Source organism: Nonomuraea sp. NPDC050478 (genome assembly GCF_044458265.1).
GTDB lineage: Bacteria > Actinomycetota > Actinomycetes > Streptosporangiales > Streptosporangiaceae > Nonomuraea > Nonomuraea ferruginea.
On record NZ_JBITHT010000008.1, the window covers coordinates 195,028 to 217,941 of the forward strand.

Here is a 22,914-nt window from a genome sequence, read left to right on the forward strand (position 1 = left end):
ACTAGATGGTGATGTCCTCCAGCATCTCCGTCACCAGCGCCGCGATCGGCGAGCGCTCCGACCTGGTCAGCGTGACGTGCGCGAACAGCGGGTGGCCCTTGAGCTTCTCCACCACCGCCACCACGCCGTCGTGCCGCCCGACGCGCAGGTTGTCGCGCTGGGCGATGTCGTGCGTGAGCACCACACGGGAGTTGGCGCCGATGCGGCTGAGCACGGTCAGCAGCACCCCGCGCTCCAGCGACTGGGCCTCGTCCACGATCACGAACGCGTCGTGCAGCGAACGCCCGCGGATGTGCGTGAGCGGCAGCACCTCCAGCATGCCGCGGTCGAGCACCTCCTCGATCACCTCGGGCGAGGTGACGGCGCTCAGCGTGTCGAAGACCGCCTGCGCCCAGGGGCCCATCTTCTCGCCCTCGGTGCCCGGCAGGTAGCCCAGCTCCTGGCCGCCGACCGCGTACAGCGGGCGGAAGACGACCACCTTGCGGTGCTGGCGGCGCTCCAGGACGGCCTCCAGGCCAGCGCAGAGGGCGAGCGCCGACTTGCCGGTGCCGGCCCGGCCGCCGAGCGACACGATGCCGATCTCCGGGTCCATCAGCAGCTCCAGCGCGATGCGCTGCTCGGCGGAGCGGCCGTGCAGGCCGAACACCTCGCGGTCGCCGCGCACCAGCCGCACCGACTTGTCGGGCTGGACCCTGCCGAGCGCCGAGCCGTTGGCCGACAGCAGCCGCAGGCCGGTGTGGGTCGGCAGTTCTCTGGCCTCCTCAAGGTCGGCGGTGCCGGAGTCGAAGAGCGACTCGACGTCCTCCGCCGTCACCTGCATCTCGGCCATCCCCGTCCAGCCGGACTCGATGACCAGCCCGGCGCGGTACTCCTCGGCCGCCAGGCCGATCGAGGCCGCCTTGACCCGCATCGGCAGGTCCTTGGAGACGAGCACGACGTCCTGGCCCTCGGCGGCCAGCGAGCGGGCCACGGTGAGGATGCGGGTGTCGTTGTCGCCCAGGCGGAAGCCGACGGGCAGGATGGACGGATCGCTGTGGTTGAGCTCGACCCTGATCGTGCCTTCCCCTGTGGGCATCGGCTCGTCCAGCCGGCCGTGCTCGACCCGCAGCTCATCCAGGTAACGCAGGGCCTTTCTCGCGAAGTAGCCCAGCTCCGGGTGATGCCGCTTCCCCTCAAGCTCCGTGATGACGACGATCGGCAGGACGACATCGTGCTCCGCGAAGCGGGTCATCGCCGCCGGGTCGGCCAGCAGGACCGAGGTGTCCAGCACGTAGGTGCGCTTGGCGGGACTGGTCGTAGGGTTGCTCGAGGACACTGCCACACGTTCTCCCCCGGGCGCCCGTGCGGACGGGCACCCTGCAGACGAGGCGGGATTCGGACCGGACCCGTGCCCCCGACCGCGACGTGCCGCCGGCGCCGGATTCCGGCCCCCTCGGCTCGAATCGGCGCAAAGGCGGGCCCTTTCCGGAATGTCCGGCCTTTGACCGGACACTTCCAACGTTACGTCCCAAGTGCCGGGATGTCCCGTTATGAACCGTAACGCCGGTGTCTCGCGGCGTAATCCCGCAGGGCTCGCAGGAAGTCCACCCTGCGGAAATCCGGCCAGTAGGCCTCGTGGAAGTAGAACTCAGAGTGAGCGCTCTGCCACAACATGAAGCCCGACAGGCGCTGCTCGCCCGAGGTCCGGATGAGGAGGTCCGGGTCGGGCTGGCCGCGAGTGTAGAGATGCTCAGCGATGTGTTCGACATCGAGACCCTCCACGAGGTCCTCGATGCTCGCGCCCCTGCTCGCTTGCTCCTGCAGGAGTGAGCGCACCGCATCGGCAATCTCACGCCTTCCTCCATACCCAACTGCAACGTTCACAATCAGGCCGGGACGGTGCGATGTCACTTCTTTTGCGTTCTTCAGGACATTGGCCGTGCGGTCCGGCAGCAGGTCCAGCGCCCCCACAGGGCTGATCCGCCAGCCCTGGCCGACCAGCTCCTGGACGACGTCCTCGATGATGCGCAGCAGCGGCTCCAGCTCGTTGGGCGGCCGGTTGAGATTGTCGTTGGACAGCATCCAGACGGTGACGACCTCGACCCCGGTCTCGCGGCACCACGTGAGCAGCTCGGAGATCTTGTCGGCGCCCTTGCGATGCCCTTTGGCGACATCGGTCATGCCCATGGCACGCGCCCAGCGGCGGTTGCCATCGATGATCACCCCGACGTGCCGGGGGATGCTGTCCTTGGACAGCTTGGCCTCCAGCCGGCGCTCGTACAGCCGGTAGACCAGGTCGCGCAGGCTCACGGAGTCCCTCCCCAGCGCTGCCATGTACAGGTCGGAAGACCCGACAGGCCATTATCACCGTGTTTCGCCCGTGCCCGTGCCCTGAACGCGGACCTTGCCCGGGTCCGTATTGCCCAGGCAGCCCTCGGCCTCGTCCACCAGAGCACGCACGAACCCCGCCAGCTCACCGGAGGTGAGGATCGCCCGCGTGCCCAGGCCGCCCACGCCCCACGCCTCCACGAAGGCCCTGCGGGTCAGCCGCCACTCGCCGCGCTGCTCAGGCCGGGGTGTCCAGAGGGGGATCGTGCGCAGCTGACAGCGCAGCTCGCCGCCGGCGACGCCGCCCCACCTGCTGCGGTACCGGAACGAGAAGAGTTCGGCCCCGCCCTCTTCCGGCGGGAAGCGGTCGTCGGGATCCGGCCACCGACCGGCCTGCCCGTGGTCGCGCCGGGCCGCCTCCACGCCGCGCGCCAGGCGCGCGAGCCGCCACGCGCACCGCTCGCCGACGGTCCCGTACGGGACGCCGTCGTGACACAGCTCCAGCGTGACCTCGTACGGCATGCCCGCGCTGTCGTTGCAGAGCACCGGTGTCACGGAGAGAAAGGAGCCGTCGGCGCAGCGTAGTCCCACCACGCCGGTTCCCTTCCCTCACGAAGGCGGGTGAATCTCCTGGTCAAGGCCATAGACGCGGGCGGCGGTCGCGCCGAAGACCTGCTCGGCGCCGGCGCCGCCGAGCAGCGCGCGGGCCGCCTCCAGGACCGTCCGGTAGTCGGCCGCCAGCAGGGCGACCGGCCAGTCGCTGCCGAACATCAGCCGCTCAGGCCCGAAACACGCGACCGCGTGCTCCACGTACGGCCGCAGGTCCTCCACCGACCACCGCTCGTGGTCGGCCTCGGTGACCAGGCCCGACACCTTGGCGAAGACATTCGGGTACGCGGCCGCGGCGGCGATCTTCGTGGCCCACGGCTCCCACGCGCGGTCCCTGATCCGCGGCTTCGACAGGTGGTCGACGACCAGCTTCAGCCCAGGATGGCGCCCGGCCACCGTGACCACGTGATCCAGGTGCCTGGGCAGCAGCGACACCACGTCGAACGCGAGCCCGGCCGCGGCCAGCAGCCCCAGCGACTCCAGCACCCCGTCGCGCACCAGCCAGTCGGGGTCGGGCTCGTCGTGGATCAGGTGGCGGACGCCGACGAACTTGGGGTGCGGCCGGTAGCGGTCGAGGGCCTTCGCCGCCTCGCCCGGGTCGGTCAGGTCGATCCATCCGACGACTCCGGCGATGAACGGGTGCGCGTCGGCGTGCGCGAGCATCGCGTCCGTCTCGGCGAAGGAGTCGGCGGCCTGCACGAGCACCGTCCGATCCACCCCGGTGGCACGCAGCTCAGGGATCAGGTCCTCGGGAGCGTAGGTGCGGTAGAGCACGCCGGAGGCGGGGGTCAGCCAGGGGTACTCGACGGTCTCCAGGTTCCAGAAGTGCTGGTGCGCGTCCACGATCACAGGGAAAACCTAGGATGTCTGCACCGCCCCCGGCAAGAGTCACCCGCCGCATCCCCCGCACCCGCCGCCTCCGCAACCGGAGCCTCCGCCGTCGCCTCCCGACCCGAAGTCGCCGCCGCCGTCGCCCGCCGGGTCGGTGCCGAGGCCGAACACGGTCCTGTCCTCGCCGGTGCCACCGCCGCAGGCGCCCGCCCCGCAACCCGCGGACCCGTCCTGCACCCGCTTGAGCTCCGCCACGACGCGCGCGTCGTCCAGGTGCTCCAGCCCGAACACCGCGACGGGCGCGAAGGCGAGGATCCGGCCACCGCCCTCCGCGTAGGCGTCCCGCGCCTCCAGCCGCCCTTCACGTACCGCGTAGGCGTCCCGCGCCTCCAGGAGCCGCTCACGTCCCGCGTAGGTGAGCAGATTGTCCATCACCGCCCGCTTGCGCCGGTGCAGCCGCACCCCCCGCGCCCCCATCACGACGAAGACACCCGCCGCGCCGAACAGCACGAAGGCCACCTCGCCCGACAGCTGGGCGACCGGCACGCCCGCGAGCGCCGAGGCGACCGCCACCCCCATCGTCACCCACGACCAGCGGCGCAGCCGACGGAGCAGCGTGCGTACCTGGGCCAACTGGTCGTCCCCGGCCAGCAGCGCCATCCCCTGGAGCCGGTGCCGCACCGCCTCCACCTCCCGGCCCGCGGAGACCTCGCGCCGCGCCTCGGGCACCCCGAGCCGCCCGCCGTGCCGGTCGACGGCGTCGAGCAGGGCCCGTTCGACGTCGTACTCCCCCGGATCAGCCCCGGCCACCCGGTGCAGCACCCCGCCCCTGGACAGGCGCAGCCGCCCGGTGCCGAGCAGCGCGGCCAGCCCAGTGTTCACCACCCGCAACGGCCCGCCCGCCAGATAGGCCAGCTCGTACGTGCCGAGTGCGTCCCCCCGCCTGTCCCGCGCGCCGCCGCGCATGCTCCGGTACGCCGCCTCCGCCTCCGACGCGATGCCCGAGACGGACATGCCGAGCAGGGCGCCGACGACCACGGCGAGAGTCAACGCGATCATGAACGCCATGACGGCCTCCACCGAGAAAATCCCCCGATGCCATGGTCGCGCCGGGAAGTCAGCGACACAGCAGCCGTGACCACCAGAGTCTGCTACCGGCGGGCCGTGTCCTCGCCCGCCGCCGGAGCCAGGCGGCGAAGTCGTCGGCGTCCGCCCGGTAGCCGGACGGCGGCTCGGCCCGCTCCGCCGCGTAGGCGGCGAACAGCGCCACCAGGTCCTCCCCGGCCGCCGCCGCGGCGTCCGGACGCAGCCTCGCCACCACGCTCCTCCGCTTGGCGACCAGGCTCCAGGCCTGCACCCGCATCCGTTCGGCGTCGAACCCTTCCGGCACCTCGCCCCCGGCCACCAGGGCGGCCACCACCCGCCCCTGCCGCTCCGCCAGCCTCCGCCGCGGCTCCTCGTTCACGAGGGGATCCTCGTCATGGCGGCGGCGACGCGGGACAGCTCGGCCGCGAGCGCGGCGTCGCTCGGGTAGGCGTCGTCCCATTCCAGCAGGACGCCCGGCGGGGCGGCGCGGGCGCAGAGTTCGGCCAGGACGTCCAGGATCGCCTCGGGCACCGTGGCGGTGTGGGTGTCGTGCCAGAGCCCGCCGTGCTCCTCGCCGCCCGCGACGTGGACGTAGGCGAGCCGCGAGAGCGGCAGCCGGTCCAGCGCCTCGACGGCGGACAGGCCGAGGTTGACCTGGTTGGTGTAGAGGTTGGCCACGTCGACGAGCAGCAGCACGCCGGTGCGCTCGACCAGCTCGGCCAGGAACTCGGCGTCGGTCAGCTCGTCGTCGGGCCAGCCGAACAGGGCCGCCACGTTCTCCAGGGCGAGCGGCACCGGAAGGGCGTCCTGGGCGCGGCGCACGTTCTCTGTGACGACGTCGAGCGCCTCCCGGGTGCGCGGCACCGGCAGCAGGTGGCCGGCCTCGACACCGCCCGCCCTGACGAACGCCAGATGCTCGCTGACCAGCGGCGAGTCCAGCGCCAGGGCGCACTCCGCCAGGTGGGCCAGCCGGGCGGGGGAAGGCGGTTCGGCGCCTCCGACGCCGAGTCCGACGCCGTGGGGCACCACGGGCACGCCGCGCCCGCGCAGCACCCGCAGCGACTCGGGCAGCCGGGCCGGCCGGATGTGCTCGGCGACCACCTCGACGAACTCCACCCCGGACAGCCGCTCGACGGTCAGGTCGATCTCGGCCCGCCAGCCGATCCCCAGTCCGAGCCTGGGCAGCTCAGCCGCCGCCACCGCAGCCACCTCCTCCGCAGCCCGACCCGCCGCCGTCCCCGCCGCCGGAGTCGACGTGGGAGCCGCATGCGGCGCCGCTCGACACCGGCGGCGCCTTGTGATGGCGGAACGACGCGGCCAGCTCAGTGAACCGCGGCTCGTCCCGCCCGTCCAGACCGTGCAGGGCCACCGGGATCGCGGCGCCGAGCCGCTCCTGGGAAGCCGTCAGCGTGTCTCTCCCGTACCACTCCACCATCTGGCGGCCCGCGCACGTGGGCGCGTCGCGCAGCGCGCGGCGCTCGCTGACGTGGCTGTTGAAGCCGATGACGCCGGTCGCGGCCATGGCGAGCGCGCTCAGGCCGATGAACCCGTCGGGCGCGAGCACGGACGCGACGGCCCCCGCCGCCGCCATGCCCCAGGCCAGTACGGGGACGGCCAGCAGGGAGAGCGAGCTTGGCGCGTACCGGGCCGGTGCCGGACGGCCGGTGCACCAGCCCAGCGCTCACGAGCCGCCGCCGCAGCCCGGCCACCTCGGGCCCACGCGCGACGGTCCGCAGGGCACGGCCCGCGTCCATGCCGCCGCGGCAGGCCCGTACGGCGGCGAGCAGGGTGCGCTCGACGTCGGCTGCGGGCTCCGCGGCCCCGGCGACGGCGTGCAGGTCGCCTGTCCTGTCGAGGCGCAGCGCCTCGTCCGCGATGAGGACCGCGGCGGCGGTCTCGGCGACCCGCCACGGCCCGCCGGCCAGGAAGGCCAGCTCGTACACGTCCAGGCCGGCGGACGGAGCGGGGCCGGGCCCGGTGCGGTGGGCGTCGAGCCGGATGTCCCCGGATTACCACGTTCACCCGACGTCAGAATCGCTTTCCTGACATGATTCCTGCGTTCGAAACGGGCAGGGCTTGTCCGTCGCCTCTCAGTCCGGGGAGCGAGAAGCCGCTCCCTGAGGGAGCGGAGGAGTCACAAAGAACTCCTCCCGTGTGGAGAGGGTTCCCGCCGAAGCGGAAACGCGATGGCGCCGGCCGTCACGGGGACGACCGGCGCCGCGATGATCGATCAGCCGAGGCGGTCGAGCAGCGCCTGGTGCTCCTCCCACAGCTCCTCGGGCAGCTGGGCGCCGAACTTCTCGAAGTGGGCCGGGATCAGCGCGGCCTCCTCGCGCCAGACCTCGCGGTCGACGCCGAGCAGCGTGCGCAGGTCCTCCTCGGACAGGTCGAGCCCGTCGGTGTCGAGCGTCTCGGGCACCAGCCCGATCGGCGTCGGGACGGCCTTCGCCTCGCCGTTGAGCCGGTCGACGATCCACTTGAGCACGCGGCTGTTCTCGCCGAAGCCGGGCCAGATGAACCTGCCGTCGGCGTCCTTGCGGAACCAGTTGACGTAGTAGATGCGCGGCAGCACGACGTCCTCGCGCCGGCCCAGCTTCAGCCAGTGGCCGAAGTAGTCGCCCATGTTGTAGCCGCAGAACGGCAGCATGGCGAACGGGTCGTGGCGCAGCTCGCCGACCTTGCCTTCGGCGGCGGCGGTCTTCTCGGAGGCGACGTTGGCTCCGAGGAAGACGCCGTGCTGCCAGCTCAGCGATTCGGTGACCAGCGGCACCGCGGTGGCGCGGCGCCCGCCGAACAGGATCGCCGAGATCGGCACGCCCTTGGGGTCCTGCCATTCCGGTGCGATGGTCGGGCACTGGGAGGCCGGGGTGGTGAAGCGGGCGTTCGGATGGGCCGCGGGCTCGCGGCTGTCCGGCGTCCAGGACCGGCCCTTCCAGTCGGTCAGGTGAGCGGGCGGCTCCTCGGTCAGCCCCTCCCACCACACGTCGCCGTCGTCGGTCAGCGCGACGTTGGTGAAGATGCTGTTGCCCCAGAGCGTCCTGATCGCGTTGGCGTTGGTGACCTCGCCGGTGCCGGGCGCGACGCCGAAGAACCCGGCCTCCGGGTTGATGGCGTACAGCCGCCCGTCGTCGCCGAAGCGCATCCAGGCGATGTCGTCGCCGATGGTCTCCACCTTCCAGCCGGGAATGGTGGGCTGCAGCATGGCCAGGTTGGTCTTGCCGCAGGCGCTCGGGAAGGCGGCGGCGATGTAGCGGACCTCGCCCGACGGCGGGGTCAGCTTGAGAATGAGCATGTGCTCGGCCAGCCAGCCCTGGTCACGGGCCATGACGCTGGCGATCCGCAGCGCGTAGCACTTCTTGCCGAGCAGCGCGTTGCCGCCGTAGCCGGACCCGTACGACCAGATCTCGCGGGTCTCCGGGAAGTGGCTGATGTACTTGGTCGTGCTGCACGGCCAGGGCACGTCCTCCTGGCCCGGCTCCAGCGGCGCGCCGACGCTGTGCACGGCCTTGACGAAGCTGCTGTGCTCATGGTCGCGCTTGCTGCGGCCTCCGTTGGCTCGTTCCTCGCTCTCTCCGGCCTTTCGCGCCGCTCCGCGCTCCTCGATGAGCCGCAGCGCCCTGTCGCCCATGCGGGTCATGATCCGCATGGACACCGCGACGTACGGCGAGTCGGTGATCTCGACGCCGACCTGGGAGATCTCTCCGCCGAGCGGCCCCATGCAGAACGGCACCACGTACATGGTGCGGCCGCGCATGCAGCCCTTGAAGAGCTCTCCGAAGGTCTCGCGCATCTCGGCGGGCGCGATCCAGTTGTTCGTCGGGCCGGCGTCCTGCTCGCGCTCCGAGCAGATGAAGGTACGGTCCTCCACCCGGGCGACGTCGCTCGGGTCGGAGGCGGCGTAGAAGCTGTTGGGCCGCTTCGCGAGACGCGTGAACGTGCCCTGGTCGACGAGGAGGTTGGTCAGGCGCGTCCACTCCTCCTCCGAACCGTCACACCATTCGATCCGGTCCGGTTGGGTAAGCGCGGCTATCTGATTGACCCAGGTGACCAATTCGACGTTGCTGGTCGGGGCGGGAACTTCCACGGTTACAGACACGACAGCGGCTCCTCCACTCTCTCAGGGCTCGCTCATCATTAACGACGAGGACACCCGGAAGCCAATTGGCGTAGACCTCTTGGCCCCGGGCGTCGCCGCAGGCAGCGGCCTTGACGACTGGGGGACCCTACCCATCGCGACAGGGTTTAAAAAGAACTCGCCAGCCCACTGGTATATACCAATGCGGCTGGTCTAAACCAATTCCGCAAATGGTTTAGTCCATTCTCCGGGAATTCACGTCGGGCCCTTCGGACCGCACCCGGTCGACATGTTGCAGCGCGTCGCGCAGTTCGGCCAGCCAGGTGTCGGCGTTCTGGCCGACGAGCCGGACGCACCAGGCGAGGGCGTCGCTGCGGCTGCGCGCCACGCCGGCGGCCACCAGCGTGTCGAGAACCTGACGCTCCGGCTGCCGCAGCCTCGTCATGACGGGCACGGACAGTGTGGTGAACATCACAGCCTGACCGCCGCAGGTGACGCCCCAGGAGACCTTCTGGCGGAACCTCCGCTCGGCCTCCTTGGCGATCTCGACGCGCCGCTCCCTGGTCTCCTCGCGGAAGCGCCCGATCAGGCCGTCGATGAGCGCGGCCCGCTCGCCCTCGTCCATCTCGCCGGGCGGGTCGGGCAGCGTGCCGAGGACCGCGATCTCCTCGCGGTCCCTGATGATCTCGGGCACGCCGGTGAACCAGCCCTCGGGGAGCCGCCCGGCGAACCATCCGCGCACCTGCGCGGTGCCATCGTCGCTTGCCATGTAATCACCATTACATATTTGCGAGGAAAAAGCACCCCCGTCCCGCACGGTCCTGGCAGGTGCGGGGGCCGGGGGTGGGGGCGTAGTTTACGGAGCGTGGACCTGGAATTCGTCAGCCGCCACGCGGGCCGCCCGGCCGCCGCGCTGACCCGCAGAGATCTGGCCAGGGCGCTGCTGGCCGTGCCCTCGGGCGTGGCGCTGGTGGCGCTGCCCGACCTGCGCAGGGCCATGATGGCCGCGGGCAACCCGCTGTCCCGCCCGTTCTGGGAGTCGGCCAGGACCACGCTCGCCGCCATCGAGTCCGGCGCGGCCACGGTGGGTGACGTCCAACGCTGGGTCGAGTCGACGGGCACCGAACCCATCCTGATGACGCCGAGCTACTTCGTCTGGCCGGAGGAGAACGAACGCGGGCCGGTGGCCCACGAGATGCACGACCGGCTCGTGGCCCACCTGGAGGAGCGGGTGCGCGCGGGCGAGATCGACCCGGACGCGCTCGCGTCCGGCGATCTTCAAGCCCGCAGGGCGTACGAGGAACTGCAGGAGAGCTGGCTGGCCACGCCGCTGCCCGACGGGCGGGTGCCGGGGTTCTCGGTGAGCGACGAGCAGGACGAGGAGCTGTTCGCGGCCTGGGACGAGGAGGAGGAGTTCGCGCTGTCGGAGCTGCGGCGCATCCTGGGCGAGCTGGTCAAGCAGCCCGAGCTGCCGATCGCCGAGCTCGACCGCGCCGTCACCCGCCTGCGCGAGCTGCTGGCGGTCGCGGGCTATCCGGGCAACGTGCTGCGGGCCTGCGCGGGCTTCGAGGGCGAGCCGATGCCTGACGACGACGTGGAGCTGTGGCTGACCGTGGCCGCCGGCGTCGCCGGGCCGGTCTCGGACCTGCCGGAGGAGGGCGACCTGCTGGAGGAGTTCGCCGACCTGAACGGCGAGGTCAGCCTGGAGGACGAGATGATGGCCCACATCTGCGCCATCCAGCACGCCGACTGGCTCGCCGCCGTGACGGCGCTGGCCCGGATGGGGCCCGGCGCGCTCGCCTCGCCGGAACGCATCGCCCGCCTGATCGCCGAGTCGGAGGACATCGACGCCGACGAGCAGGACTCCGACGACCTGGCCTCGACCGAGAGCCTCTTCAGGCCGGTGGTCGCGCTGTGGGCCCAGCTCGGCATCGTCGACGAGGACGACGTGCTCACGCCGCTCGGCTGGTGGGGCCTGCCCAAGGCGTTGGAGCGCGCCTGGTCAGCCGGTGACTGAGGGATCGAGCAGGTCCTTGTAGGCGGGGTTGCGCTCGATGTAGCCGGCGACGTACTCACACCGGGGCACGACCTTCAGGCCGGTGTCGCGGGTGAGGTCGAGCGCGTGCGCGACCAGCCGGCCCGCGAGCCCCTGCCCGCCGTACTCGGGCAGCACCTCGGTGTGGGTGAAGACGACCTTGGTGGGCAGCAGCAGGTAGTCGGCGAACCCGGCGACCTTCCCGTCCACGCGGATCTCGAAGCGGCTCTTCCCCGGGTTGTCGACGACCTCTTCAGACATCTACTCGGCCTTCTTCTCGAGCTCGCGCTCCTCGTCCTCGAGGTCGCGCTCGTGGGGCACCTCGATCTTGCCCATCTGCTTGTTCATGGACTTGACCAGGAAGTAGAGAGCGAACCCGAGAAGGGCTACCACGACGAAGCCGAGCAGGCCCGGGCTGACTTCACCTGCTGCTAGAACCATCACCCTTCCAGTCTGCCACCCGGGGGTCGTGCCCGGACCTCCGGATCAGTGGCAGGCCGGGGACGTCTCCTCGGCGTGGATGCCGGAGAACAGGTCGTCCTCGGGCAGACCGGTGTCGACGAGCGAGCGGGCCAGGTGGTAGTCCTCCGTCGGCCAGATCTCCTGCTGCAGCTCGCGCGGGCAGACGAACCACCAGCCGTCGGGGTCGACCTGGGTGGCGTGCGCCATGAGCGCCTCGTCGCGGATCTGGAAGTAGTCGCCGCAGGGCACCCGGGTCGTGACCTCCCACTTGGCGGGGCGGTCCTCCCAGCGGGCGATCCAGTCGCCGTACGGGGAACCCATGTCGCGCTCCTGCATGGCCTCGTGCAGCGCCTCGAACCGGGCCCGGTGGAAGCCCATGTGGTAGTAGAGCTTGAGCGGCTGCCACGGGTCGCCGGTGCCGGGGTAGCGGTCGGGGTCGCCGGCCGCCTCGAACGCCTCCACCGACACCCTGTTGGTCATGATGTGGTCGGGGTGCGGGTAGCCGCCGTCGTCGTCGTAGGTGAGGATCACGTGCGGCCTGAACTCCCGCACGGCCGCCACCAGCGGGGCCGCCGCGACTTCGAGCTTCTGCAGCCCGAAGCAGCCCTCGGGCAGCTCCTCCTCCTCGCTCTCCGGCAGCCCCGAGTCCACGAAGCCCATGAACCGCTGCCGCACGCCGAGGATCTCGCGCGCCCGGTCCATCTCGGCCTTGCGCACCCGGGCGATGTCGGCCACGATCTCGGGCCGGTCCATCTTGGGGTTGAGCACGGAGCCGCGTTCACCACCCGTGAGGGTACAAACCAAGACGTCAACGCCTTCGCGGACATAGCGCGCCATCGTCGCGGCGCCCTTGCTCGACTCGTCGTCGGGGTGGGCATGGACGGCCATCAACCTCAGCGGTGCACTCACGGGCTCGACGTCTCCTCAGACACATGGACCGATCAGTCGCCCACAGAGGCTAGTTTCTGCTGGGCGGTCGCGAGGGCATGACCCCCGCGGGCGACAATTGTCTCGGATAACGCCGAGGGAGTGCAGGGAGATTCCACCATGGCCACCAGAGATGCCGGGAACGGCCCAGTTCTCGGCACACCCGACGACTTCCCGGACCGTCCCGAGCGAGGCGGCCGGATCGTCGTGCACGTCGTCATCGGCGTGCTCGTGGCCATCATCGCCGGAGGCTGGGGCTACGTCATGTGGTCGATGAACGGCAGCGCCAACGGGGCGATCGCCCAGGTAGTCTCATTCCACGTGCGGGGGCCGTCAGAGGCCGAGATCGCGTTCACGGTGAGCAAGCCCGACGACCGCGAGGCGGTGTGCCGCATCCGTGCGATGGACGTCCACCACGTGGAAGTGGGCAGCAAAGAAGTAAGAATCCGGCCTGGTGAGGGTACGAAGCAGGTCAAGGAACGCCTGGGCACCAGCGCCGAGGCGACTTCCGTCCACATCCAGTACTGCAATCTCGTATAGTGAGACATTTGGGGAAGCGTTCGTGCGACTGACTTGTTAGCCTTTCGCAATTCAACCGTACGTAACCTTCAGTGATCTCAGGGCCCCCTAGGCAAGCAAGGAGAACCCGTGGCCGACTCTCGCGATGAGAACGTCACATGGCTGACGCAGGAGGCGTACGACCGCCTGAAGGCCGAGTACGAATATCTCTCGGGGCCCGGGCGCGTCGATATCGCCAAGAAGATCGAGGCCGCCCGGGAAGAGGGCGACCTGCGCGAGAACGGCGGCTACCACGCCGCCAAGGACGAGCAGGGCAAGATGGAGGCGCGGATCTTCCATCTGCGCCAGATCCTCGACAACGCGCGCGCCGGCAAGCCGCCCGCGGCCGACGGCATAGTCGAGCCGGGCATGACCGTGACCATCCGGTTCGTCGGCGACGACGACGAGGTCACCTTCCTGCTCGCCTCGCGTGAGGAGAGCGGCGCGCCGATCGACGTCTACTCCCCCAAGTCACCGCTCGGCGCCGCGATCAACGGCAAGAGGATCGGTGACAAGGCGACCTACAGCCTGCCCAACGGCCGCCAGAACACCGTCGAGATCCTCGAGGCCGTGCCCTACATCGGCAACTGATGCACCCCGAACGGCACCGCCGGGCCCACCCAGGCCCGGCGGATCTCACGCGCGGTGGCTCCGGCATCCGTCAGGACCTCGGCTTCCTGCTGAGGTCCCGCAGACGCCGTGACCACCGCCGTCTGATCCCGTTCATCGTGGTGACGCTGGTCGCGGTCCTCACGGCCGACGTGCTGCTGCTCACGGAGAACCGCGAGGCCGCCGACGAACCGGCCGCCGCCGAGCCCGTACGTGCCCGCCAGACGCCCCAGCAGAGCCTGATGGCCGACGCCCACACCGTGCGGCCGGTGGCGCCGGTCGGCAAGCTCCACAAGCCGCACGTGTTCGTGGTCACGCGCAAGCCGTTCAGCCAGAAGCAGTTACAGAAGATCGCCCGCCTGTCCGGGATCCGCGCCATGGAGCTGGCCGACGCGGCCAGCGTCATGCTCGACGGGAAGCGGGTGCAGACGCTGGCCGTCGAGCCGTCCACCTTCCGCGCCTACACGCCGAAGGTGACGGCCACCTCCGACCCGTTGTGGAACAACGTGGCCGCGGGTGACGTCGCGGTCTCGTTCGTGCTCGGCAACGACGGCGGCCTCAGCCTGCACCGCAAGATCAACGGCCCGTCCGGGCCGCTGCGCATCGGCGCCTACGCCACCACCGGCTTCGGCGCGGTGGACGCGGTCGTGTCCAAGGACACCGGCCGCGAGCTCGGGCTGCCCCGAGACAACGCGCTGATCATCAGCGCGCCCAAGGCCGACTCGGCGAGGCTCCGCGACCGGGTGCTCAAGCTGCTGCCCAAGGGCACCCAGGCGGCCCTGGTCAACCCCGTGCGGCCGCAGCCGCAGGTCAAGGCCCGCGACTGGCCCACCGGGGCGTTCATGACCGGAGACCAGCTCACCGTGGCGCTGCGGGCCGCCGCCTCCAAGCTGGGCAGGCCGTACGTGTGGGGCGCCGAAGGGCCTGACAGCTTCGACTGCTCCGGGCTCGTGCAGTGGGCCTTCGCCCAGGCCGGCATCAGGATGCCGCGGGTGACGCACCAGCAGTGGGTCACCGGCCCGCAGGTGCCGCTCTCGCAGGCGCACCCGGGCGACCTGCTGTTCTGGCGGCACGACCCGACCAATCCCGGCTACATCTCCCACGTGGCGATCTACTGGGGCGACGGCAAGATGCTGCACGCCCCGCGCACCGGCGACGTGGTGAAGATCGTCCCGGTCAGCACCCGCAACCTGGCCGGGGTCGTCCGCGTCAGCCCGCAGGCCGCGGCGAAGGTCCGCTGACCCGCGCCCGGAGGACCGTGTGAGAGCCTGAACTCATGAACAGGCTCGGTAGTGAGACGTCTCCCTACCTCCTTCAGCACGCGGGGAATCCGGTCCACTGGTGGCCCTGGGGCGAGGAGGCGATGCGGGAGGCCAAGCGGCGCGACGTGCCCCTGCTGGTCAGCGTGGGCTACTCGTCCTGCCACTGGTGTCACGTCATGGCTCACGAGAGCTTCGAGGACCCCGCGACCGCCCGGCTGATGAACGAGCACTTCGTCAACGTCAAGGTCGACCGCGAGGAGCGGCCCGACATCGACGCCGTCTACATGAGCGCCACCCAGGCGATGACCCAGCAGGGCGGCTGGCCGATGACGGTGTTCGCCACCCCGGAAGGCCACCCGTTCTACTGCGGCACCTACTTCCCCCGCCCGCAGTTCCAGCGGCTGCTGACGGGGCTGCACAACGCCTGGACCACCGACCGCGACAACGTGCTGAAGCAGGGCGCGAAGGTGGTGGAGGTGCTCAACTCCGGCACCGCCCTGCCCAACGGCCCGCTGCCCACGGCCGAGACGCTGGAGCAGGCTCTCGCCAACCTGCGCGAGTCGTTCGACCCGGTGCGCGGCGGGTTCGGCGGGGCGCCGAAGTTCCCGCCGTCGATGGTGCTGGAGTTCCTGCTGCGCTCGGGCGAGCGCGAGATGTCCGGCAGGACCCTGGAGGCGATGGCCCGCGGCGGCATCTACGACCAGCTCGCGGGCGGGTTCGCCCGCTACAGCGTGGACGCCGGCTGGGTGGTGCCGCACTTCGAGAAGATGCTCTACGACAACGCGCTGCTGCTGCGGGTCTACACCCACTGGTGGACCGCGACGGGCGAGCCGCTGGCCCGCCGGGTCGCGCTGGAGACCGCCGGCTGGCTGCTGCGCGAGCTGCGCACCCCCGAGGGCGGCTTCGCCTCCGCGCTGGACGCCGACAGCGAGGGCGAGGAGGGCAGGTTCTACGTCTGGACTCCCGAGCAGCTGCGCGAGGTGCTGGGGCCCGACGACGGCGACTGGGCGGTGCGGGTCTTCCAGGTGACCGGCACGTTCGAGCACGGCACGTCGGTGCTGCAGCTCCCGGAGGAGCCCGACGACCCCGAGCGGCTGGCGCGGGTGCGCGAGCGGCTGCTCGCCGCGCGGGAGCTGCGGGTACGTCCGGAACGCGACGACAAGGTGGTGGCGAGCTGGACCGGGCTGACCATCGCGGCCCTGGCCGAGACCGGCGTGGTGTTCGACCGGCCCGATCTGGTGGAGGCGGCCACGGCCGCGGCGGTGCTGCTGGACGAGGTGCACGTCGACGGCGGCAGGCTGCTGCGCACCTCGCGTGACGGGCGGGCGGGGCGCAACGCCGGCGTGCTGGAGGACTACGCCAACCTGGCCGAAGGGCTCATCGCGCTCTACGGGGTGACCGGAGAGACGCGCTGGTTCCGGCTGGCGGGCACGCTCCTCGACACCGTGCTCGACCGGTTCGCCGACGGCACCGGCGGGTTCTACGACACCGCCGACGACGCCGAGCGGCTGTTCCAGCGCCCGCAGGACCCCACGGACAACGCCACGCCCTCCGGCCAGTACGCGGCCGCTGGGGCGCTGCTGTCGTACGCGGCGCTGACCGGGTCCGCCCGCCACCGGGAGGCGGCGCACGCCGCGCTCGGCACGGTGTCGGTGCTGGCCGGGAAGCACGCCAGGTTCGCCGGATGGGGGCTGGCGGTGGCCAGGGCGGCGCTCGACGGGCCCGTCGAGGTGGCGGTCGTGGGCCCGCCCGGCGATCCGCGCACCCGTGCCCTGCACCGCGAGGCCTACCTGTCCGGCTCCCCCGGCCTGGTGGTCGCTCCCGGGCCCGGCCCGGACGACGCCGTGCCGCTGCTGCTGGGGCGCGACCTCATCGGCGGGGCGCCGGCGGCGTACGTGTGCCGGGGGTTCACCTGTGAGCTGCCGGTGACGACCGCGGAGGAGCTGCGCGCCCAGCTGAGCCGGTGAGGGCGGGTCTCAGTCGAACCGCGGGCCGCCGTCGCCGTCGGTGGCGGCCGTCGGCTCGGGGACGGACTCCTCGACGGACGGCGGCCCGAAGTCCTGGTCGAACGTCTCGGACCGGCGGGCGTCGTCCTCAGGTTCCAGGTCGGCGGGCGGCTCCTCGTCCGTGAACGGCGGCTGGGTCGGCTCGGCCGTGGGCCCCTCGTCCCACTGCTCCGGCTCGCGGGACCGCGTGTCGTCGCGCCAGCCGCGATCCTGGTCGCGCGGCTGGTCGTAGCCGGGCGCGTGGCCCACGCCCTGCGGCTCGGGGAACTGCTCGACCGGCTCGCCGTCCATGGCCTCGGCCATGAACGCCCGCCACACCTGGGCGGGCAGCTGGCCGCCGAACTGCACCCCGTAGCCGGGGATGTCCACGGTCTCGTTGTCGTCGCGGAACATGTTGACGGCGGTCGCGAGCTGCGGCGTGAACCCGTTGAACCACACGGCCTTGGAGTCGTCGGTGGTGCCCGTCTTGCCCGCCACGGGACGGTCGTAGAGGCGGGCGGCGGTGCCGGTGCCGTACTCGACGACCTGCCGCATGGCGTAGACGGCGTCGGCGGCGGCCCCCTTGCCGATCGCCTGGGAGGCGGCGGGCTTGACGACGTCCTTCACCCCGTCGGCGTCGGTGACCGACTTGATCACGTGGGTCTCCATGTGGACGCCGGCGTTGGCGAGGGTGCCGAAGCCGGCGGCGTTCTGCACGGCGCTGACCGAGGCCACGCCGAGCGGGAACGAGGCGGCGTCCACGTGCTGTTCGAGCTGCTCGGCCGGGATGCCCATGGCCTCGGCGGTGGCGGCCACCTTGCGCGGCCCGACCTTCTGGGCCAGGTCCACGAACGCGGTGTTGACCGAGTTGCGGATGGCGCTCACCAGGTCGATCTGGCCGTAGGAGCGGCCGCCGTCGTTGGGGATGGGATGGTCGGGGTCGGCCGCCACGCGCATCGGCGAGTTGCCGTCGACCCTGGTCGACAGGCTCAGCCCGTTGTCCAGCGCCGCCGCCAGCGTGTAGGGCTTGAAGGTGGACCCGGCCATGACCTTGGCCGAGAACGCGTTGTCGTACTGGGACTTGTCGGGGTTGCCGCCGTAGAAGGCGACCACCTCGCCCGTGTCGGGGGCGACGGCCGCCAGCCCGGTGCGCACCTTCTTCGGCGTGGCCTGCGGCAGCGTGCCCTTCACCGCCCGCTCGGCCGCCTCCATGAGCTTCTTGTCGAACGTGGTGACGATCTTCAGCCCGCCGCCGTTGATGTCCTCGTCGCTGTAGCCGCGCCGGTTGAGCTCGTCGGTGACCTGCTGGAGCATGTATTGAGCCTGGCCCTTGAGCTGGAACGGCTTCTTCGGCTCCTTGAGCTCGGGGAAGCGCTGCGCGGCCGCCTCGTCGGCGCCGAGCGCGCCGGTCTCGGTCATGGCCCTGATCACCGACTGCCAGCGGGCCTTCGCCGCGTCGAGGTCGGCGCCCTCCGGGTCGGCGAACCGGGACGGCTGCTGGATCACCGAGGCCAGGTAGGCGCCCTGGGCCACGTCGAGATCGTCGACGCCCTTGCCGAAGTACGCCTGGGCGGCTGCCTGCACGCCGTTGGCGCCCCGGCCGAAGTAGATCGTGTTGAGGTACTGCTCCAGCACCCAGTCCTTGGACTGGGACTGGTCGACCTTGATCGAGATCATGATCTCTTTGGCCTTGCGGACCACCGAGCGTTCCTGGCTCAGGCCGCTGTAGTAGTTGCGCACGAGCTGCTGGGTGATGGTGGAGCCGCCCTGGAGCTGCTGCCCGGTGACGGTGGACCACAGGGCTCGCGCGGTGCCCTTGACCGAGACGCCGCTGTCTTCGTAGAAGGAGCGGTTCTCGGCGGCGATGACGGCGTCGCGCACGTGCCGGGGCACCTTGGCCAGCTCGACGTTCCTGCGGTCGATGCCCTGCCGGGCGATGACGGTCTTGCCGTCGCGGTAGTAGATGACCGAACCCTGGGCCGTCGCGTCCTCCTGCGTGCTGTCGGGGATGGGCGTCAGCGCCCACGCGACGCCGAACAGCGCCGCCAGCACCAGGACCCCCGCCGCGACCACGATCAGCAGCCAACGGAGCACTCGCCGTTTTCGCATCGCCGTCTTCACCACCCGGTCACGCCTCCCCGACCCCCCGTCATCTGGGCGAACGTCAAGGGTAAGCGCTCGATAACGGTGCCTCGTCCCTTCGGGTGATGCTACGGCTCGCGCATCGCCCGGCGTGGGACATCGGCGACCAACGGCAGCACCCGGTAGGGAACGGGAGTGTCCAGGGCGACGATCGAGGAGGTCCTGAGCACGCCCCGGACCTCGACGATCTCGTCGATGACGCGCTGGAGATCGGCGTTCGTCCGCGCCACCACCCGGCACATGAGGTCGCTGCCGCCGGTGACCGTGTGGACCTCCAGCACCTCGGGGATGTGCGCCAGCCGGTGCGCCACCGGGTCGTGGCCGGACACCTGCCGGATCTCCAGCAGCACGAACGCGGTCACGTCGTAGCCGAGCGCCACGGCCGAGACGTCCGGCCCGAACCCCGTGATGACGCCCCTGGACATGAGCCGGTCCAGCCGCGCCTGGACGGTCCCCCTGGCCACGCCGAGCCGGCGCGAGCACTCCAGCACGCCGAGCCTCGGCTCGGCGCTCAGCAGCGCGATGAGCCGGGCGTCCAGCTCGTCGATCGTCATGATGTACAGATTCTCCGCGGTACGGGCCGGGCGACTAGGCAGATTGTCCACTCATTCAAGCAACTCTTGCGCAACTCGTCCAGGTATATCGAGAGTTGTCGGTATGAGTGATGTCTTTCCGGTGAACGGCATGCACGCCGTGGTCTTCGCTGTCGGCAACGCCAAGCAGTCCGCCCACTACTACTCGACCGCGTTCGGCATGAGGCTGGTGGCCTACCGCGGGCCGGAGAACGGCAGCCGCGACGAGGCCGCCTACGTGCTCAGCTCCGGCGGCGCCACCTTCGAGTTCCGTGCCTCCCTCCGGCCGGGCACGGACCTGGCCGGACACGTGGCCGAGCACGGCGACGGGGTGATCGACCTCGCGCTCGACGTGCCCGACGTGGAGGCCGCCTACCGGCACGCCGTCTCCCACGGCGCCCGAGGGCTGGCCGAGCCGCACGTGCTGGAGGACGAGCACGGCAAGGTGGTGGTCGCCGCCATCGCCACGTACGGCCAGACCCGCCACACGCTGGTCGACCGGTCCAACTACACCGGCCCCTACCTGCCTGGTTACGCGCCCGCGCGACCCCTCGTGGCCCCGCCCGCCACCAAGTCGGGGCGGCTGTTCCAGGCCGTCGACCACTGCGTCGGCAACGTGGAGCTCGGCAAGATGGACGAGTGGGTGGCGTTCTACCGCGAGGTGATGGGCTTCACGAACATGGCCGAGTTCGTCGGCGACGACATCGCCACCGAGTACTCGGCGCTGATGTCGAAGGTCGTGGCCGACGGCTCGCGCAAGGTCAAGTTCCCGCTCAACGAGCCGGCCGTCAGCCGCAAGAAGTCGCAGATCGACGAGTATCTGGAGTTCTACGGCGGGCCGGGCGTCCAGCACGTGGCGCTGGCGACCAACGACATCCTCACCACGGTCGACCACATGCGGGCGGCCGGGGTCGAGTTCCTCGACACGCCTGACTCGTACTACGACGACCCCGAGCTGCGCGCCCGCATCGGCACCGTGCGCGCGCCCATCGAGGAGCTGAAGAAGCGCAAGATCCTGGTCGACCGGGACGAGGACGGCTATCTGCTGCAGATCTTCACCAAGCCGGTGCAGGACCGGCCCACGGTGTTCTTCGAGCTCATCGAGCGCCACGGCTCGCTGGGTTTCGGCAAGGGCAACTTCAAGGCCCTGTTCGAGGCGATCGAGCGTGAGCAGGAGCGCAGGGGCAACCTCTGAACCGGGTTCCCGTGAGCGGGTGGCGATCAGAGGTTGACCGAGCGTACTCTTCTGATCACTGATCGGAAGGGGGCGCTCCCGCTCATGGGGTCGATGACACAGCGGGCCGCCGCGCTGCTGGCCACGCTGAGCCTGCTGGCGTGCGGCGCGACGGACCGGCCGTCCGAAGGGGCGACCGGTGCCGACTCGGGCTCCCCCCGGACCGCCGCGCCGGCCGGGGCGACGCGGGGCGCGCCCGGCATCGGCGACCCCGACTTCCCGCTCGACGGCAACGGCGGCTACGACGTCGCCCACTACGCGCTGAAGATCGGCTACGTGCCGGAGAGCAAACACCTCGACGGCGAGGCGACGATCCGGGCGACGGCCACCCAGTCGCTGTCGCGCTTCAACCTCGACCTGCGCGGGTTCGAGGTGAGCGGGGTGTCCGTCGACGGCGCCGCCGCCACGTTCTCCCGCGAGGGCGACGAGCTGTCCGTCACTCCCGCCCGGCCGCTGGCGCGCGGGGCCGCCTTCGCGGTGAAGGTGACCTACTCCGGGGTGCCGCAGCCGGTGCGCGGCTCGTCCAACCTCGGCTCCTACGGGTTCATCCCGACCGGGGACGGCGCGTTCGTCGCGTGCGAGCCCAACGGCGCCAGGACCTGGTTCCCGGCCAACGACCACCCGGCCGACAAGGCCACCTTCGACTTCGAGATCACGGTGCCCGCCGGGGTGACCGTGCTGGCCAACGGCGAGCTGGTCAGCCGCGAGCCGGCCGCCGGCGGCGGCACCACGTTCACCTGGCGCGAGTCCCACCCGATGGTCACCTACCTGGCCACGGCCACCATGGGCGAGTTCCAGCTCCGCGAGGGCAGAACCCCGGGCGGCATCCGCAACCTGGCGGCGGTCGACCCGCGCTTCGCCGGCGAGCTCGGCGACCTCTACACGAGGTCGGGCCAGATCACCGACCACTGGGTGACGGTCTTCGGCCCCTACCCGTTCTCGTCCACCGGCGGCGTGGTCGACGACTTCTCGGCGGGCTACGCGCTGGAGAACCAGACCAAGCCCATGTACGGCGGCTTCAGGCCCGACCAGTCGATCATCGCGCACGAGCTGGCCCACCAGTGGTTCGGCAACAGCCTGAGCATCGAGCGCTGGGAGGACCTCTGGCTCAACGAGGGGTTCGCCACCTACGCCGAGTGGCTGTGGACCGAGCACACCGGCGGCGACACGGCCGACGAGCGCTTCCGGGCCGGCCACGACCGGCCGGCGGGCGACCCGATCTGGTCCTACCCGCCCGGCGACGCCCGGCCCGACGACCTGTTCAACGAGTCCGTCTACCTCCGCGGCGCGATGACGCTGCACGCCCTGCGCGAGAAGATCGGCGACGACACGTTCTTCCGGCTGCTCAAGACCTGGACGGCGGAGCACGAGCACGGCAGCGTGACGACGGAGGAGTTCACGGCGCTGGCCGAGCGGCTGTCCGGCAAGCAGCTCGACTCCCTTTTCGACGCCTGGCTCTTCCAGCCCCGCCGCCCGGCGGCCTGACCGCTCGCCGGGCTTGCCCGCGTCCCGCAGCTCGTGGATCGATACCGTCAGTGTTCTCGCTCACCGCGTAGCCCGGCCTATGCGGTGTTCTCGCTCACCGCGCAGGCCGCGCTCGCGGTGCCGATCAGCGTCGGCACGGCGACCGCCGCCGCCGCGCTCAGCACCAGCCGACGGCCCTCATGACGGTCGCGGCCGCGCTGGTCACCGAGCGCTCTCCCGCGTCCACCACCACGTCCTCGACCCGGGCCGCCACGAGGATGTCATCGAGCGCGCCGGAGCGGTCGAGATGCCAGCGCAGCCCCGCCCCGTCACCCTCGTGGCGTCGCGCGAGCCGCTGGTGGACGACGGGGATCGGGACCCGCAACCGGCACACCGTGAGGTTTACGCCGACGGCCTCCTGGTGGCGCCGGCGCTCGTCCCGCGACTCGACGACGCCGGCCAGCACGAGCCGTCGCGCTCCGGCCTCCAGGTGGTTGCGCGCGACGTCGCGCAGGTTGCGCAGGGTGAGTTCGAGAAGGAACGGGTCGTCCGCCGGGGCGGGCCAGGACCGGCGGAGCCAGTCGAGGTCGATGACCGCGTGCGGGATCCCGGCGGCGGCGAGAAGATCACCGGCCGCGTCCGCGACCGACGTCTTGCCGGCCCCCACGGTCCCGGTGATCAGCAGAGCGGCGGGCATCCGACCAGGGTGGCAGCGCGAGCGCTGACCGGGCAAACCGTCAGTACATGTCGCTGAAG

23 protein-coding genes and 1 pseudogene are annotated in these 22,914 nt (G+C 71.2%); 7 read left to right on the forward strand and 17 right to left on the reverse strand.

Annotation, left to right across the window (positions count from 1 at the left end):
* Window position 1: 1 nt before the first annotated feature.
* The 11 genes and pseudogenes from ACIBF7_RS36665 to ACIBF7_RS36715 form a co-directional block, all read right to left on the reverse strand.
* Window positions 2–1,321, reverse strand: a complete 1,320-nt coding sequence (locus tag ACIBF7_RS36665) for a PhoH family protein (RefSeq protein WP_261808298.1) — start codon at window positions 1,319–1,321, stop codon at window positions 2–4.
* Window positions 1,322–1,527: 206 nt separating this feature from the next.
* The gene (locus tag ACIBF7_RS36670; RefSeq protein WP_271275810.1) at window positions 1,528–2,289 is read right to left on the reverse strand and encodes an isoprenyl transferase; all 762 of its coding nucleotides are present in this window, start codon (window positions 2,287–2,289) and stop codon (window positions 1,528–1,530) included.
* Window positions 2,290–2,343: 54 nt separating this feature from the next.
* Window positions 2,344–2,901 (reverse strand): hypothetical protein, encoded by a 558-nt coding sequence (locus ACIBF7_RS36675; protein ID WP_271275809.1) that lies wholly within the window; start codon window positions 2,899–2,901, stop codon window positions 2,344–2,346.
* A 15-nt stretch (window positions 2,902–2,916) separates the two neighbouring features.
* Complete coding sequence (locus ACIBF7_RS36680; RefSeq protein ID WP_397199193.1) at window positions 2,917–3,765, reverse strand: amidohydrolase family protein; 849 nt, start codon at window positions 3,763–3,765, stop codon at window positions 2,917–2,919.
* A gap of 39 nt (window positions 3,766–3,804) precedes the next feature.
* Window positions 3,805–4,815 (reverse strand): TIGR04222 domain-containing membrane protein, encoded by a 1,011-nt coding sequence (locus ACIBF7_RS36685; RefSeq protein WP_397199194.1) that lies wholly within the window; start codon window positions 4,813–4,815, stop codon window positions 3,805–3,807.
* 49 nt (window positions 4,816–4,864) lie between these two features.
* Complete coding sequence (locus tag ACIBF7_RS36690; RefSeq protein WP_397199195.1) at window positions 4,865–5,212, reverse strand: hypothetical protein; 348 nt, start codon at window positions 5,210–5,212, stop codon at window positions 4,865–4,867.
* The gene (locus tag ACIBF7_RS36695; RefSeq protein ID WP_397199196.1) at window positions 5,209–6,033 is read right to left on the reverse strand and encodes a DUF692 family multinuclear iron-containing protein; all 825 of its coding nucleotides are present in this window, start codon (window positions 6,031–6,033) and stop codon (window positions 5,209–5,211) included. The genes ACIBF7_RS36690 and ACIBF7_RS36695 overlap by 4 nt, the downstream gene beginning before the upstream one ends.
* Complete coding sequence (locus ACIBF7_RS36700) at window positions 6,020–6,397, reverse strand: hypothetical protein (protein WP_397199263.1); 378 nt, start codon at window positions 6,395–6,397, stop codon at window positions 6,020–6,022. Before ACIBF7_RS36700 ends, ACIBF7_RS36695 begins: the two co-directional genes overlap by 14 nt.
* Before the next feature lie 112 nt (window positions 6,398–6,509).
* Window positions 6,510–6,776, reverse strand: a pseudogene (locus ACIBF7_RS36705) (TIGR04222 domain-containing membrane protein); the annotation flags it as partial.
* A gap of 287 nt (window positions 6,777–7,063) precedes the next feature.
* On the reverse strand, window positions 7,064–8,929 hold the full coding sequence (locus ACIBF7_RS36710) for a phosphoenolpyruvate carboxykinase (GTP) (protein ID WP_397199197.1): 1,866 nt from the start codon (window positions 8,927–8,929) through the stop codon (window positions 7,064–7,066).
* Between the two features lie 214 nt (window positions 8,930–9,143).
* Window positions 9,144–9,677, reverse strand: a complete 534-nt coding sequence (locus ACIBF7_RS36715; RefSeq protein WP_397199198.1) for a hypothetical protein — start codon at window positions 9,675–9,677, stop codon at window positions 9,144–9,146.
* A 96-nt stretch (window positions 9,678–9,773) separates the two neighbouring features.
* Between ACIBF7_RS36715 and ACIBF7_RS36720 the strand changes: the two genes are divergently transcribed.
* On the forward strand, window positions 9,774–10,925 hold the full coding sequence (locus tag ACIBF7_RS36720) for a hypothetical protein (protein ID WP_187280935.1): 1,152 nt from the start codon (window positions 9,774–9,776) through the stop codon (window positions 10,923–10,925).
* On the opposite strand, the gene ACIBF7_RS36725 is transcribed toward ACIBF7_RS36720, so the two are convergent.
* From ACIBF7_RS36725 to mca, 3 genes are read right to left on the reverse strand one after another with little or no spacing between them, the layout of a single operon-like run.
* A complete protein-coding gene (locus ACIBF7_RS36725) occupies window positions 10,911–11,204 on the reverse strand; it encodes a GNAT family N-acetyltransferase (RefSeq protein WP_148029164.1) in 294 nt (97 codons plus the stop codon). The two genes, ACIBF7_RS36720 and ACIBF7_RS36725, sit on opposite strands and share 15 nt — an antisense overlap.
* Entirely contained in the window at window positions 11,205–11,387 is a 183-nt protein-coding gene (locus ACIBF7_RS36730; RefSeq protein ID WP_261808297.1) for a hypothetical protein, read from the reverse strand. It abuts the gene before it with no gap.
* A gap of 42 nt (window positions 11,388–11,429) precedes the next feature.
* Entirely contained in the window at window positions 11,430–12,314 is an 885-nt protein-coding gene (gene mca, locus ACIBF7_RS36735; RefSeq protein WP_148029163.1) for a mycothiol conjugate amidase Mca, read from the reverse strand.
* 138 nt (window positions 12,315–12,452) lie between these two features.
* On the opposite strand from mca, the gene ACIBF7_RS36740 reads away from it, so the two are divergent.
* From ACIBF7_RS36740 to ACIBF7_RS36755, 4 genes are all read left to right on the forward strand, one after another.
* On the forward strand, window positions 12,453–12,872 hold the full coding sequence (locus ACIBF7_RS36740; protein ID WP_148029162.1) for a DUF4307 domain-containing protein: 420 nt from the start codon (window positions 12,453–12,455) through the stop codon (window positions 12,870–12,872).
* Between the two features lie 108 nt (window positions 12,873–12,980).
* Window positions 12,981–13,481 (forward strand): transcription elongation factor GreA, encoded by a 501-nt coding sequence (greA, locus tag ACIBF7_RS36745; protein ID WP_148029161.1) that lies wholly within the window; start codon window positions 12,981–12,983, stop codon window positions 13,479–13,481.
* The gene (locus tag ACIBF7_RS36750; RefSeq protein ID WP_219544052.1) at window positions 13,481–14,740 is read left to right on the forward strand and encodes a C40 family peptidase; all 1,260 of its coding nucleotides are present in this window, start codon (window positions 13,481–13,483) and stop codon (window positions 14,738–14,740) included. Before greA ends, ACIBF7_RS36750 begins: the two co-directional genes overlap by 1 nt.
* A gap of 35 nt (window positions 14,741–14,775) precedes the next feature.
* The gene (locus ACIBF7_RS36755; protein WP_271275800.1) at window positions 14,776–16,728 is read left to right on the forward strand and encodes a thioredoxin domain-containing protein; all 1,953 of its coding nucleotides are present in this window, start codon (window positions 14,776–14,778) and stop codon (window positions 16,726–16,728) included.
* A gap of 9 nt (window positions 16,729–16,737) precedes the next feature.
* Here ACIBF7_RS36755 and ACIBF7_RS36760 read toward each other — a convergent pair whose 3' ends face one another.
* The gene (locus ACIBF7_RS36760; RefSeq protein ID WP_271275799.1) at window positions 16,738–18,855 is read right to left on the reverse strand and encodes a transglycosylase domain-containing protein; all 2,118 of its coding nucleotides are present in this window, start codon (window positions 18,853–18,855) and stop codon (window positions 16,738–16,740) included.
* Between the two features lie 101 nt (window positions 18,856–18,956).
* Window positions 18,957–19,442 (reverse strand): Lrp/AsnC family transcriptional regulator, encoded by a 486-nt coding sequence (locus ACIBF7_RS36765; protein WP_148029157.1) that lies wholly within the window; start codon window positions 19,440–19,442, stop codon window positions 18,957–18,959.
* Window positions 19,443–19,545: 103 nt separating this feature from the next.
* Here ACIBF7_RS36765 and hppD point away from each other — a divergent pair, with 103 nt between their 5' ends.
* Window positions 19,546–20,655 carry a 4-hydroxyphenylpyruvate dioxygenase gene (gene hppD / locus ACIBF7_RS36770; protein ID WP_397199199.1) on the forward strand — a complete coding sequence of 370 codons (1,110 nt, stop codon included), beginning with the start codon at window positions 19,546–19,548 and terminating at the stop codon, window positions 20,653–20,655.
* Window positions 20,656–20,748: 93 nt separating this feature from the next.
* Window positions 20,749–22,179, forward strand: a complete 1,431-nt coding sequence (locus ACIBF7_RS36775) for a M1 family metallopeptidase (RefSeq protein WP_397199200.1) — start codon at window positions 20,749–20,751, stop codon at window positions 22,177–22,179.
* A 157-nt stretch (window positions 22,180–22,336) separates the two neighbouring features.
* Here the strand turns inward: ACIBF7_RS36775 and ACIBF7_RS36780 are convergent, their stop codons facing one another.
* Window positions 22,337–22,891 carry a zeta toxin family protein gene (locus tag ACIBF7_RS36780; RefSeq protein ID WP_397199201.1) on the reverse strand — a complete coding sequence of 185 codons (555 nt, stop codon included), beginning with the start codon at window positions 22,889–22,891 and terminating at the stop codon, window positions 22,337–22,339.
* Window positions 22,892–22,914 lie beyond the last annotated feature (23 nt).